This window comes from Deinococcus sp. KSM4-11 (assembly GCF_004801415.1).
Taxonomy (GTDB): Bacteria; Deinococcota; Deinococci; order Deinococcales; family Deinococcaceae; genus Deinococcus.
The window spans coordinates 68,855-81,260 of the sequence record NZ_SSNX01000007.1 but is presented as its reverse complement, the minus strand read 5'-3'; the positions used below and the strand labels follow the sequence as shown (position 1 = coordinate 81,260).

Below are 12,406 nucleotides of genomic sequence, written 5' to 3'. Positions count from 1 at the left end.
TGATCCGATTCCGGCCGAGACCTGACCTTACAGGAGCACCGCGGGTCACGCCGACCCACCGTCATTCGCACATCTTCCCGTCGCCGTCCCCGTCAAGTTTGGCGTTGTAGCCGCCCTCACCGCGCAGGATCGGGGTGCGGCCGGCGGCGCGGGCCTGCGCACAGGAGGCGTACGGAGTGCGCCGCGCCGAAGCACCGACCGGAGCCGGGGTGGTCTCTCCGTTCCGGAAGTCCGCCGGATTCACGTAGGTGCCGGCGTGCAGGCCGCGTTTCGCGGCGCGGGCGGCCGTCTCCTGCGGCACGTAGTCGGTGCTGTACTGGCGGTAGGCCAGGGCGTGGCCCTGCGACACCATCCAGCCGTTCACGTCGGTGCCATTCACGCGGCACACGGCGACGGTGCGGCCGTACCGGTCGGTGTCGCGCCGCTGGCAGACCACCGTGCGCTGGCCCAGCAGTCCGCGCAGCGCGGTGGCCGCCTCCTGCCCGCAGGAGTAAGTCTTCCCGGCCCGCCGACACGTCTGGTCGTGTTCGGGCGCATCGATGCCGTACAGGCGCACGCGGGTGCCGTGAATGTCCAGGGTGTCGCCGTCCAGCACGCGGGCCGGGCCGCTGACCATTGCGGCCGGCGCCGGGTGCGGGCGTGAACCGGACGACGAACCACCCGATGACGATGGTGCCCTGGAGATATACAGCGCCAGAGCCAGCCCCACGACCACGATCAGAAGAACGAGGCACCAGCGCAGGGCGCGGGTGCGTTTCTGCTGCTGTCGACGGGCATCCAGAATGGATCGGCTCATGAACTGTGGCGAGATGGGGCGTGCACGTGCACTTGCGCGGCCACCCCGAGGGACAACGTCAGGGAGCGCCCGGTCAGTCCGGCGGTCAGGGTTCCGAGCGCGGCATCCACCGCCTGCACCAGCACGTCCGCGCCGGGCGTGAGGCCCGCCTCGACCAGGGCGCGAAGCTGTCCGGCATCTCCGTCGGGCACGCGGGCCACCACGCCACGGTCACCGGGGGCGAGCTGCGAGAGCCGCCGTTCGGACCGCGCGGGCAGTTCGCCGTCCAGGGTGGGAATCGGGTCGCCGTGTGGGTCGTGCGTGGGATCGCCCAGCCACGCGGCGATGCGCGCTTCCAGCCGCTCGCTCAGGGCGTGCTCGAGCCGCTCGGCTTCCTCGTGCACCTCGTCCAGCGGCACGCCCAGGGCGCGGTGCAGGAACAGTTCCAGCAGGCGGTGGTGGCGCAGCACCTCCAGGGCCACGCGTTCGCCCTCGGCGGTCAGCTGCGCGCCCTGGTACGGCGCGTGCGACACCAGGCCCTGCTCGGCCAGTTTGCGGAGCATGCCGGTCACGCTGGCCGGCGCGACCTCCAGCGCCGTGGCGAGCGCCTGGGTGCTGACCTTGCCCGTCTGCCCCAGCCCGTACAGGTGCTTGAGGTAGTCCTCCGCCGAGCGGGACAGGGTGCGGGCCGTCATGCACGCAGTCTAGCGGGTGCGGGCAGGTAGTCTGAGCTATGCCGGTGCTGTTCATTCATGGAGTCGCGGTGCGCGAGGAGCACGATCCGGAGTGGGCCTCCGTGCGGCGGGTCACGCAGGGCCTGCGCTGGCCCGCCATCCACGCCAGCCTGCAGGGCACGGTCGCGCCGGTGCTGCGCCCGGACGCTCCGGATGACGTGGACATCCAGCCGGTGTACTGGGGGGATCTGGGCGCCCACCACGCGCCCGCCCTGCCGCCGCCGCCCGGGACATCGGACGGAGGGCTGCCCTGCGGGGACGCGCTCGGGGAAATGCTGGAATCGCGCCTGCTGGCCCGCACGCCTGCGGGAACGTGGCCGGCCGTGATCCGCGCGGCGTGGAGCGTGGCGCGGGACGTGAATCTGACCGAGGTCGCGCGCGGCCTGCCCCTGGGCCAGGCGTGGCCGTTCCTGGAGGCCGCCGCCCTGTCCCGCCTGCCGGCCCTGACGCCCACCCGGCGGCCTCACCTGCCCGCGCCGCTGGTGGTGCAGCGGCAACGCAACCTCTCGCGGGCGCTATTGACGGTCCGCCGACCCATCACGTCGTTCGTGCCGATCTTCCTGGGGGACCTGCTGGTGTACCTCGACCGGCGCGGCACGCCGGACGCGCCCGGCCCCATTCCGCAGCGGATCATGGAAGCGCTGGCCCGCGCGCACGCGTCCCGCCAGCACAGCGCCGAACCGCTGGTGGTGCTCACGCACAGCCTGGGCGGGGTGCTGCTCTACGACGTGCTCAGCGCCTTCCTGCCCGCCGCGCCGGAGCTGCGGGACGTGCGGGTGGACGTGTGGTGCGCGGTGGGCAGTCAGGTGGGGCCGTTCGTGGAACTGGGCCTGACGGTCGGCGGAGCGCCGCAGGACACGCCCTTTCCCGCCGACGGGCCGCACCTGGGCTACTTCTGGAACGTCTGGAGCGAAAGTGACCTGCTCAGCTTCCCCGCGTCCGACGTGGTGCCGGGCGCGCACGACACTGCCTTCCCGCTGGGCGGGAACGTACAGGCCGGGCACCTGGCGTACCTGCAACGCCCGGAGTTCTACCGGACGCTGGCCGCGAAGGTCGAGGTGCACGCCCGCGCCACCCCCCGCTCCTGAGGTCAGGGAACTTTCCGGCGGCGAACGGTCTCTAAGGAATGAGGTGACCTTGAATGACCCACTTGCCACCCTTCCCGACGACCAGCTCGTCCGCCTCGCCGTGCGGGACGAGCGGGCCTTTGAGGCGCTCGTGACGCGGCACGCTCCGGCGATCCACCGGCTGGCGGCGCTGACCGTCGGCCCTGGCGCGGCGGACGACGTGGTGCAGGAGGTCTTCATCGCACTCCACCGCGGCCTGAAGGCGTTCCGGGGCGAGGCGCAGCTCTCGACCTGGCTGCACCGCGTGACCCTCAACGCCTGTTACAGGGCGCTGGCCACCCGGCCCACCATTCCCTTCGACCAGGCCCTGGAACCCGCCGCGCCGCACAGCCCGGTGCGCGCCGGCGAGCAGCACGACCTGCGCGCCCGGCTGACCCACGCGCTGGGCACCCTGCCGCCGGACCAGCGGGAGGCGGTGACGCTGCGCGAGATCTCCGGCCTAGAGTACGCCGAGATCGCGGCGCTGACCGGGGTGGAGCTGGGCACCGTCAAGAGCCGCATCAACCGGGGCCGCGCGGCGCTGCGCGACCTGCTGATCCGCGCGGGCGTGCGCCCATGAGCCTCCTCTTCTCTCCCGTTGCGGCACCGAGGCCAGACCATGCATGACCACGAACTCGATGACCTGTTCGCGCAGGCCCGCGCCCTGACGCCCGCCGACGAGGGCGCTGCCGCGCGCTTCCTGGCCGGACACCGGCAGCGGCAGACTCACCGGAGACAGCTCCGGGCGGGGTGGGTATCGGCGCTGCTGGCCTCGGCGGCCGTCGTGACCGGCCTGCTGGTCACCCATCCGGACACCCCGCTGCCCGCCAGCGCCGCCTACGACGCGTACCAGTCGGCAGCCGGAGACGGCTGGTGAAGCGCGCCGGACTGCTGCTGACGGCGCTGCTGATTCCCTCGACAAGCACTTGGGCGGGCGCGACCGACATGGACGACCTGCTCGCCGCGCTGCGCCAGGCGCGCACCCTGGAGGCGCGCGGCGAGGTCACCATCACCGTGCTGTTCCCGCCCCGCGCGGTGCCCACCCGCACCGCCCGCCGCCTGCCGCTGGTGGCCTTCACGCCGGCCCTGATCACGCGGAATTTCTCGGTATCGCGGGCAGACGGCGGCGCGGTGGCCGGGCGGCCCACGGTGCGCTTCGACCTGCTGCCCAGGGTGGGCACGCGCGCCCGCTGGTCGCTGTGGGTGGACCAGGTGTGGAACATCCCGCTCGCCTACGAGGAACGCACCGCGACCGGCGAGCTGGCCCGGCGGGCGGAGTTCGTGAAGGTGAATCCGAAACCGATCCGGGTGGAGGCGGCTGTGGTCACGCAACCGGCGGCCCTGCATGCAGCCGTGGCGCAGGCCCTGCCCGGTCTGGTGCTCCCGGCAGGCTTCGAGCCTTCCGGCGTGACGGCCCGGGCCGACGGCGGCCTGACCATCTCCCTGACGGACGGCGTGAACGTGCTGGCGCTGGTCACCGCGCCCCGCAACGTGAAGGCCGCGCCGGGCGTGGCGTCCCGGCGGGTGGGCGCGGGTTTCGTGTGGCTGGTCGGGAACCTGCCGCAGGGCGCGCTGGAGGCGGCCCTCGCGGGGATCAGCGGGATCGATCCGGCGGGGCTGGGAACTTTTGCGAGCCCCGAAGGCTCCAAGCAGTAAGGGCCGCGCCGCCCCGAGGAGATCCATGACCCTGACCCCCTACCAGACCAGCCTCTCGGCCGAGGACGCCGCCCATTTCCTGCGCCGCACCGCCTTCGGCGCGACCGAGGCCCGCATCCGGGCACTCACCGGCCGCCCGGCGGCAGAGGTGGCCCGCGAGGCGCTGGCCTTCGACCAGTCGCTGGCACCCTCCAACCCCTTCGATCCGCGAACCGGGGCGACCTTCGGTGCGGCGGAGCAGCTGAACCGCGCCGCGTGGCTGTACGAGCTGATCTACGGCCCGCACCCATTGCGCGAGAAGCTCGCCCTGACCTGGAGCAACCACTTCGTGATCGGCACCGACAAGGTCAAGAACCTCTCGGCGCTGACCGGCTACCTGACGGTGCTGCGCGCGCACGCGGCGACGGCCAGCTTTCCGCAGTTCGCGCTGGCGGTCGCCCAGACCCCGGCCATGCTGCGTTACCTGGACAACGACCAGAACAGGAAGGGCAAACCCAACGAGAACTTCAGCCGCGAGCTGCTGGAACTGTTCACGACCGGGATCGGGCACTACACCGAGCAGGACGTGCACGAGGGTGCCCGCGCTCTGAGCGGCTGGACCTTCACAGGCGGACGCGGCAACAAGCACTATCTGGAGCCGCAGGCATTCGTCGCCACCCCGCGCCAGCACGACGACGGCCGCAAGACCTACCTGGGTCAGTCGGGGAACTTCACTCCCGAGGACATCGTCCGGATGGCCGCCTCGCACCCGCAGACGGCCGTGTTCGTGTCGCGCAAACTGCACCGCGCCTTCGTGAGCGACGTGCCCGACGAGGCTGCCGTGCAGGGCAGTGCCCAGACCTGGCAGCGCACCGGGGGCAACGTGGGCGCGGTACTGGCCGAGCTGCTCTCCAGCCAGGTCTTCTACGCCAGCCGGAGCCGGATCGTGCGCTCCCCGGTCGAGTACGCGGTGGCGGCCGTGCGGATCCTGGGGCAACCGGAACTGGAGCCGAAGGCCGTGGTGAACCTCAGTCAGGCCGCGCAGCGTATGGGCCAGCAGCTGCTGCACCCGCCATCTGTGAAGGGCTGGGACGGGGGCCGCGAGTGGATCAACGACTCCACCCTGCTGTTGCGAATCCAGCTGGCCGCCGCCCTGACCCTCGGCAAGACCGCTCCCGACCTGATCCGGGCTCCCGGCGACCTCGCGCTGCTGGGCAGCGAACGCCCCGCCGTAGCCGGTGCCCTGAGTGGCCTGAACCCGCGCCAGCGCACGTACCTGTCGCTGATCAGCCCTGAATTCCAGCTCGCCTGAACGGGGACAGCACTGGCTGTTCCTCCTGCTTCCTTCCGAGGTCATCCATGACGAACCGACGCGATTTCCTGAAACTGTCCGCTCTGGCCGTCGCCGCGACCAGCGGCATGCCCGGCTTCCTGGCCCGCGCCGCCACGCAGGCGGGCGGCAGCAAGACCCTGGTGGTCATCCAGCTCACGGGCGGGAACGACGGGCTGAACACGCTGATTCCGTACTCGAACGGCGCGTACTACGCCGCGCGGCCGAACATCGCCATTCCGAAAAAGGACGTGCTGACCCTGAGCGGCGACCTGGGCATGCACCCCTCGCTGAAGCCGCTGATGCCGCTGTGGGACGCCGGGACGTTCGCGTGGATTGAGAACGTGGGTTACCCGAACCCGAACCGCAGCCATTTTGCCAGCATGGCCATCTGGCACACGGCAGATCCCGCGCAGGCGCAGGCGGAGGGCTGGATAGGGCGGATCGCGGACACCATCGGCGATCCCTTCTGTGCCAGCAACATCGGCACCGCCACGCCGCAGGCCCTGATCGCGCGGGACTTCAGCCTGCCCAGTATTGCCAGCGTGGACAGTTTCCAGCTCAAGTTGCCGGGCGGCCTGGACGACGCCTTCCACCAGCTGCTGGGCGTGCCCCGCAGCGGTGAGGCCGAGTACCTGGTGCGCGCCACGCGGCAGATGATGACCAACACGGCGCGCGTGCAGCGCAATGTTCAGAAGTACAGGGCGGGCGCGGCGTATCCAGACACGCCCTTCGCGGCCCAGCTGCGCGACACCGCGCGGCTGATCGCGGCGGGCGTGGGACAGCGGGTGCTGTACCTGTCGCTGGGCAGTTTCGACACGCATGCCGGGCAGCGGGGGGAGCAGGACGACCTGCTGGCCACCCTGGCGGGCGGGCTGGCTGCCTTCCACGCCGATCTGGAGAAGCAGGGACTGGCCGATGACGTGATCGTGATGGGTTTCTCCGAGTTCGGTCGCCGGGTGGCGGAAAACGATTCGGCGGGCACCGACCACGGCAAGGGGAGCGTGATGTTCGCGCTGGGGCAGGGCGTCAAGGGCGGCGTGCACGGCAGCAGCCCGGATCTGGAAGACCTGTCGGAGGGCGACATCAAGTACCGGCAGGACTTCCGGGGCGTGTACGCCGAGGCCCTGACGAAGTGGCTGAAGCTCGACGCGCGCGGCATCCTGAACGGGGAGTTCACGGGGCCAGCGTGGGTGGCGTGAGCCCGGAAGGCACCGTCCAGCCGGAACCGAGGTTGCCCGGCATGAGGTCAGCCGGAGCGCGCCGTGAGCGGTGTACCCGCGCGCTGCCGGGCGTGCTGGCCGCGCTGGTCATCCTGTTCCTGCCTGCCGCGCTGGCCATGCCCCGGTTCCGGTTGCAGGCGATCCCGCAGCTGCATTACGACCAGGGCAACCCGCTGTGGGAATACGACCGGCGCGTCATGGCCTGCACCTTCTGCCACGTGAAGGACGAGGGTGGAGCCCCGTGGAATCCCTTCGGCGAGAGCATCCGGACGGCGTTCCTGGCCGACGCGCAGGCCGGAGGCAGGGCGAAATTCCCGGAGCTGCTGTACGCCGTGCTCCGGGCCGATCAGGACGCCGATGGCGACGGCTACCCGGACGCGCTGGAGGTGTATGCCCACACGCTGCCCGGCGATCCGCACAGCGTTCCCGCCACGCCCCTGCCCGAGTTGAAGGCCGCGTTCGAACAGGCGGGGGGAGTGACGCGCTACGCGCCACCCCAGCCGAAACGCTGACCGCCCCGTTCCCAGTCGTCAGAACAGCTGATCCGGCAGGTGAACCAGGGTGTCCTTGTTCAGACGGTCGCGGCCACCGCGCTTGGCGCGGTACAGGCGGCGGTCCGCAAGGCGCAGCAGGCTGTCCACGTCCGGCGCCTCGCTGGTGTGCGCGATCCCCACGCTGACGGTCACGGGCGGCAGGCCGCTGTGGATGGCGCGCAGCGTGCGGATGATCTGCGTGGCCCGCTCTTCGAGGTCGGCGCGATCCGCCGCGACCGTCAGCATCAGGAATTCCTCGCCGCCCCAGCGGGCCACTTGATCCTCCGGGCCGGCGCAGGCGCGCAGGACCGCCGCGACATGCTGGAGCACGCTGTCGCCCACGTCATGCCCGTAGTTGTCGTTGATGCTCTTGAAGTGGTCGAGGTCGAGCAGCAGCACGCCCACTCCACCCCGGCGGCTGCGGGGGCCAGCGTAATGGGCGTTCAAGGCGCCGTGCAGGGCCCGGCGGTTCAGGAGTCCGGTGAGCATGTCGGTCATGGCGAGGTTCGCGTAGTGGGCCTTCTCGCTGAGTTCCTCGCGGATGATCCGGCCGCTGGAGGTCATCTGCCCGATCAGCAGGGCCAGGAACGCGAAGCACGCGACGGGCGTGGGCTCAGCCGGGTGTCTCAGCGCTCCGATCAGGGCGACCGCAGCGACCAGCAGCACTGCCCGGACGATGGCGGCCCGACTGGTCAGCACCCCGAACCAGACGACCAGGAAGATACTCAGGATCAGCAGGCTCTGCGCGCTGAACGGCCCGGCGTTGTGCGCCACGACCCAGATGCACAGGATGGCCCCGAGGTCGGAGCACCAGCCGAACAACGCGTCCATCCGGGAGGCGGTGAGCCGGGGCATCAGGGCGGCCACCAGCAGGGCCAGCGTGATCCCCGCGCCGATGGCGTACGGTTCAGAGGGCGCGCCGTGGGTCATCAGGGCGAGCGAGGCGAAGGTTAGGAGAGCGCCCAGGCAGATCAGGATGTAGCTCCTGCGCCGGGTGCGATCGAGGGGCTGCTCGGGTGGAGCCTCCACCGACATGCCTCTCAGGATAGGGCCTGAGAACCCGGCCAGGGCCGTCGATGTGGGCACCCTGGCCGGGCACACCGGGGGGAGACAGGGGGGTGGGCCTCCGCACCGGCGGGGTCAGGCCAGGCGTTCCCAGGTGATCCACAGGGGGCTGGGGTGGTACCCGAGCCGGGCGTTGACGCGCAGCATGGGCAGGTTCAGCACGGTGCCCCCGGTGCCGGCGTGCGTGTAGCCCGCCGCCCGGGCCCAGCCGAGGGCGTGTGCCTTGAGGGCCGTGGCCACGCCGTGCGCTCGGTGCTCCGGATGCGTGACGGTCTGCTCGCTCTCGACCTCCGTCCCCTCCACGCTCAGGCGGGTGCTGGCGATGATCTGGCCACGCCAGCGGGTCACGAAGGCCGCCTCTCCGCGCCGGATGGTCTCCCGCAGGCCGTCGCGGGTCAGAGGCTCCGGCGTCGTGGTGGGATTGCGCGGGGCGTCACGCAGGCCCAACTGGTGCAGCTGGTGCAGGACGTCCCAGTCGCTGCCCGGCGCTTCGTCGTCCAGCTGCTGCGTTTCATACCCACTCAGGAACAGGCGTTCCTCCAGCGGCTGGAACGGTGCCGGGTCGAAGGCCGCCAGATCCAGGTGGGCGCCCCACGACTGCCAGGCGTTGCGGAAGCCCGCCGCGTGGAAGAACCCCATGGTCTCGGGAAAGTCCTCGCGGGTCACGCCAAGCATGCGCGTGAACCCAGCCGGAAGCCCGGCCAGCAGCGCCAGGTACAGCGGCGTGAAGGCCACGCCGTCGCCCGCCAGGTCAAGGCGCAGGGCGTCCGGGGTGGCGGGCCCGAAGGGGAACAGGTGGGCGGTGGCGACGATGTGGTCGCCGTGCAGCGCGACCAGACGGCGGTACTGCGGATCCGTACTCTCGCAGAACTGCTCCGGTCGGTACGTCCAGTGGCCGCGCATTCCGGCCGTGACGAGCGCGGCGACGGCTTCCGCGTCGGCGTTCTGGAAGGGGCGTAGCGTCAACGGCGTGTCCTCGGGATGCTGAAAGGGAGTGGTCATGGAGTCATGGTGCAGGACGGCGCAGCGCAAGGCGAATCGGGCGGGTAGGCATGATGGCGGAGCCGCTGTATATACGCTCTGCTGGAAGCAGGCTTAGCTCTGCTCGACGCTGAATTTTGATCCCGCTCACTATTCGTACTCAGGCGGCATTCACAGATGGGGTTGACATGATTACGCACCGGGCGTATTATGCTGTCACCGGAACGAGAGCGCCGTGGTGTGTTCGCAGTTCGAACCGGAGGGACTGAGAAGCCCCAAGCCAGACCCACCCCGCGCCCCCGCCCCATCACGGTGGGGGCGCGCCCGTGCCGGGCGGGCGCGGTCGCCTTGACAGGGCCCGGCCCAGCGTCCATGGTCAGACGCACCATGACCCGAGCCGACGAACTGCTGGACACCCTGAAATCCGGCCTCGACCCGTCCAGCGCCGTGCCGCTGTACGCCCAGGTACGGGGAGGGCTGGTTCACGCCATCGAGCGCGGCCTGCTGCGGCCCGGCGATCCGCTGCCGACGGTGCGCGCCCTGGCCGCCGAGCTGAACCTCGCGGTGAACACCGTGGCGAAGGCCTACACGGCCCTGCGCCACGAGGGTGTCACCGAGAACCGCGCCGGGGCGGGCACTACGGTCGCGGCCGCCGCGTGGGCCGGCGGTCTGCATCACCGCGAAGCCCTGGAGCGCTGGCGGCAGCATACCCACGACCTGCTGGCCGCCGGCATCGAGGGCGACCGGCTCAGAACCGCACTGGATGAGGTGCTGGGAGCCAGGCAGGAGCACAACGGTCAAGATTCCGGTCTATAAGTGTACCCTGTACACCAATCTGAATCAGGGTAGGATACCGGCATGTCAACCGACGTGCCGCAGCTGAGTGTCAACACCATCCGCACGCTGTCCATCGACGGGGTTCAGGCCGCCAACAGCGGTCACCCCGGCGCACCGCTGGGCGCCGCTCCCATGGCCTACGTCGTCTGGCAGGAGTTCCTGCGCTTCAACCCGAAGCATCCGCAGTGGGCCGGACGCGACCGTTTCGTGCTGTCGGCCGGACACGCCAGCATGCTGATCTACTCCCTACTACACCTGACCGGCTACGACATGCCCCTCTCGGAACTGAAGAACTTCCGGCAGTGGGGCAGCAAGACGCCCGGCCACCCGGAGTTCTTCCACACGCCCGGCCTGGACGCCACCACCGGCCCCCTCGGGCAGGGCGCGGCCATGTCGGTCGGCATGGCCATGGCCGAGGCGCACCTGGCCGCCCGCTACAACAAAGAGGGCTTCAAGATCTTCGACAACCACGTGTACTCGATCCTGGGCGACGGTGACCTGCAGGAGGGCGTGAACCACGAATCCGCCGCGCTGGCCGGGCACCTCAAGCTCGGCAAGCTGATCTGGCTGCACGACGACAACCAGGTGCAGCTCGACACCGCCACCGACAAGGCCGAGTCGGAGGACACCGCCGAACGCTACCGCGCCTACGGCTGGGAGGTGCTGCGCGTCGAGGACGGCAACAACTTGGCTGAGATCCGCCAGGCGCTGACCGTCGCGAAGAACAACACCTCGCAGCCCACGCTGATCCAGGTGCGCACCGTGATCGGCTACGCCAGCCCCAAGGCCGGCACCAGCAAGGCCCACGGCGAGGCGCTGGGCGAGGCGGCCGTGGCCGAGACCAAGAAGGCCCTGGGCTGGGACTACCCGGCCTTCACGGTGCCCGACGATGTCGCTGCCCACATGGACGCCACCGAACGCGGTGCAAAGCTGGAAGCCGACTGGAACACCCTGATGGACGGCTACCGCGCCGCGCACCCAGAGCTCGGCAAGGAAGTGGACGCGCTGCTCGCCCGCGACCTGCCCGCCAACCTGGGTGAGGTGCTCCCCAGCTACGAGGTCGGCGGCAAGGCCATGGCGACCCGCAACGCCAGCGGCGAGGTCATCAACGCCCTCGCCAGGGCGATTCCCGGCCTGATGGGCGGCAGCGCCGACCTGTCCGGCAGCACCAAAACGACCATCACGGACGGCGGCGTGCTGAACCACGACACCTACGGTGGGCGCAACGTGTACTTCGGCGTGCGCGAGTTCGGCATGGCCGCCGCCGGCAACGGCCTGAGCCTCTACGGCGGCCTGCGTCCCCTGGTCGGCACCTTCCTGGTGTTCGCGGATTACCTCAAGCCCGCCTTCCGCCTGAGCGCCATCCAGATGCAGCCGGTCACGTACGTCCTCACGCACGACTCGATTGGGCTGGGCGAGGACGGCCCCACGCACCAGCCCATCGACCAGCTCGCCATGCTGCGTGCGGTGCCGGGCGCGCACGTGATCCGGCCCGCCGACGCGAACGAGACGGCCGCCGCGTGGGCCATGGCCCTGGAGTACGACAAGGGCCCCACCGCGCTGGCCCTGTCGCGCCAGGACCTGCCGATCCTGCCCCGCAACCACGCCGGCGTGAAAAAGGGCGCCTATGTCGTGCAGGATGCCGAGGGCGGGAACGCCCAGATCATCCTGATCGCGTCGGGCTCCGAGGTCAGCCTCGCCATCGAGGCCGCCAAGGCCCTGAACGCCGAGGGCGTGGGAACCCGCGTGGTCTCCATGCCATGCATGGAGGTCTTCCGCACGCAGGATCAGGCCTACCGCGACTCCATCCTCACGCCCGGCGTGAAACGCGTCGCCATCGAGGCCGCCAGCAAGGGGCCGTGGTACGAGTGGACGCAGGGTGGCCCCGTGATCGGCATGGAAAGCTTCGGGGCGTCCGCGCCCGCGAAGGTGCTGTTCGAGAAGTTCGGCTTCACTGTCGAGAACGTCACGAAGGTCGTCAAGAGCGTCCTGTAACCAGACCCTGCGCCCCGCCCCCTCTCCGGCACCGGAGAGGGGGTTCTTCTGTGGTTCGGCTCTGCCCCGCGCGACCCACACCCGGAAACGATCATGGCCCGATCATGGCCCCCGGCGCATGCTCCCCCCAAGACCGCAGTCACGGCGCCTCCACACGGACGGCAGCACCGGACTGCACTGACCGGCCACCCG

13 protein-coding genes are annotated in these 12,406 nt (G+C 70.6%); 9 read left to right on the top strand and 4 right to left on the bottom strand.

Features of this window, described 5'->3' with window-relative positions:
• Window positions 1-61: 61 nt before the first annotated feature.
• Together E7T09_RS22305 and E7T09_RS17190 are read right to left on the bottom strand one after the other, a co-directional pair.
• Window positions 62-796 (bottom strand): thermonuclease family protein, encoded by a 735-nt coding sequence (locus E7T09_RS22305; RefSeq protein ID WP_240741856.1) that lies wholly within the window; start codon window positions 794-796, stop codon window positions 62-64.
• Window positions 793-1,470: a metal-dependent transcriptional regulator gene (locus E7T09_RS17190; protein ID WP_136390422.1), complete on the bottom strand. Its 678-nt coding sequence runs from the start codon at window positions 1,468-1,470 to the stop codon at window positions 793-795. The genes E7T09_RS22305 and E7T09_RS17190 overlap by 4 nt, the downstream gene beginning before the upstream one ends.
• A gap of 38 nt (window positions 1,471-1,508) precedes the next feature.
• Between E7T09_RS17190 and E7T09_RS22000 the strand changes: the two genes are divergently transcribed.
• From E7T09_RS22000 to E7T09_RS17155, 7 genes are read left to right on the top strand one after another with little or no spacing between them, the layout of a single operon-like run.
• Complete coding sequence (locus E7T09_RS22000; RefSeq protein ID WP_168734912.1) at window positions 1,509-2,597, top strand: hypothetical protein; 1,089 nt, start codon at window positions 1,509-1,511, stop codon at window positions 2,595-2,597.
• 43 nt (window positions 2,598-2,640) lie between these two features.
• Window positions 2,641-3,195, top strand: a complete 555-nt coding sequence (locus E7T09_RS17180) for an RNA polymerase sigma factor (protein WP_370294042.1) — start codon at window positions 2,641-2,643, stop codon at window positions 3,193-3,195.
• Window positions 3,196-3,234: 39 nt separating this feature from the next.
• On the top strand, window positions 3,235-3,492 hold the full coding sequence (locus E7T09_RS17175; protein WP_136390421.1) for a hypothetical protein: 258 nt from the start codon (window positions 3,235-3,237) through the stop codon (window positions 3,490-3,492).
• On the top strand, window positions 3,489-4,271 hold the full coding sequence (locus E7T09_RS17170) for a transcriptional regulator (RefSeq protein ID WP_240741854.1): 783 nt from the start codon (window positions 3,489-3,491) through the stop codon (window positions 4,269-4,271). The genes E7T09_RS17175 and E7T09_RS17170 overlap by 4 nt, the downstream gene beginning before the upstream one ends.
• A gap of 25 nt (window positions 4,272-4,296) precedes the next feature.
• Complete coding sequence (locus tag E7T09_RS17165; protein ID WP_136390420.1) at window positions 4,297-5,562, top strand: DUF1800 family protein; 1,266 nt, start codon at window positions 4,297-4,299, stop codon at window positions 5,560-5,562.
• A 47-nt stretch (window positions 5,563-5,609) separates the two neighbouring features.
• A complete protein-coding gene (locus E7T09_RS17160; protein ID WP_136390419.1) occupies window positions 5,610-6,782 on the top strand; it encodes a DUF1501 domain-containing protein in 1,173 nt (390 codons plus the stop codon).
• A 41-nt stretch (window positions 6,783-6,823) separates the two neighbouring features.
• The gene (locus tag E7T09_RS17155) at window positions 6,824-7,315 is read left to right on the top strand and encodes a hypothetical protein (RefSeq protein WP_240741853.1); all 492 of its coding nucleotides are present in this window, start codon (window positions 6,824-6,826) and stop codon (window positions 7,313-7,315) included.
• Window positions 7,316-7,333: 18 nt separating this feature from the next.
• Here E7T09_RS17155 and E7T09_RS17150 read toward each other — a convergent pair whose 3' ends face one another.
• Both E7T09_RS17150 and E7T09_RS17145 read right to left on the bottom strand, forming a co-directional pair.
• A complete protein-coding gene (locus E7T09_RS17150; protein WP_136390418.1) occupies window positions 7,334-8,371 on the bottom strand; it encodes a diguanylate cyclase in 1,038 nt (345 codons plus the stop codon).
• 105 nt (window positions 8,372-8,476) lie between these two features.
• On the bottom strand, window positions 8,477-9,403 hold the full coding sequence (locus tag E7T09_RS17145) for a GNAT family N-acetyltransferase (protein ID WP_136390417.1): 927 nt from the start codon (window positions 9,401-9,403) through the stop codon (window positions 8,477-8,479).
• Between the two features lie 366 nt (window positions 9,404-9,769).
• On the opposite strand from E7T09_RS17145, the gene E7T09_RS17140 reads away from it, so the two are divergent.
• On the top strand, window positions 9,770-10,198 hold the full coding sequence (locus E7T09_RS17140) for a GntR family transcriptional regulator (protein ID WP_136390416.1): 429 nt from the start codon (window positions 9,770-9,772) through the stop codon (window positions 10,196-10,198).
• A 42-nt stretch (window positions 10,199-10,240) separates the two neighbouring features.
• Window positions 10,241-12,214, top strand: coding sequence for a transketolase (gene tkt / locus E7T09_RS17135; protein ID WP_136390415.1), 1,974 nt, complete (start codon window positions 10,241-10,243; stop codon window positions 12,212-12,214).
• Window positions 12,215-12,406 lie beyond the last annotated feature (192 nt).

Bases quoted from the DNA above. Each gene is read 5' to 3' on its own strand.
- E7T09_RS22305 (WP_240741856.1), bottom strand. From the start codon at position 796: ATGAGCCGATCCATTCTGGATGCCCGTCGACAGCAGCAGAAACGCACC.
- E7T09_RS17190 (WP_136390422.1), bottom strand. From the start codon at position 1,470: ATGACGGCCCGCACCCTGTCCCGCTCGGCGGAGGACTACCTCAAGCAC.
- E7T09_RS22000 (WP_168734912.1), top strand. From the start codon at position 1,509: ATGCCGGTGCTGTTCATTCATGGAGTCGCGGTGCGCGAGGAGCACGAT.
- E7T09_RS17175 (WP_136390421.1), top strand. From the start codon at position 3,235: ATGCATGACCACGAACTCGATGACCTGTTCGCGCAGGCCCGCGCCCTG.
- E7T09_RS17165 (WP_136390420.1), top strand. From the start codon at position 4,297: ATGACCCTGACCCCCTACCAGACCAGCCTCTCGGCCGAGGACGCCGCC.
- E7T09_RS17160 (WP_136390419.1), top strand. From the start codon at position 5,610: ATGACGAACCGACGCGATTTCCTGAAACTGTCCGCTCTGGCCGTCGCC.
- E7T09_RS17155 (WP_240741853.1), top strand. From the start codon at position 6,824: ATGAGGTCAGCCGGAGCGCGCCGTGAGCGGTGTACCCGCGCGCTGCCG.
- E7T09_RS17150 (WP_136390418.1), bottom strand. From the start codon at position 8,371: ATGTCGGTGGAGGCTCCACCCGAGCAGCCCCTCGATCGCACCCGGCGC.
- E7T09_RS17145 (WP_136390417.1), bottom strand. From the start codon at position 9,403: ATGACCACTCCCTTTCAGCATCCCGAGGACACGCCGTTGACGCTACGC.
- E7T09_RS17140 (WP_136390416.1), top strand. From the start codon at position 9,770: ATGACCCGAGCCGACGAACTGCTGGACACCCTGAAATCCGGCCTCGAC.
- tkt (WP_136390415.1), top strand. From the start codon at position 10,241: ATGTCAACCGACGTGCCGCAGCTGAGTGTCAACACCATCCGCACGCTG.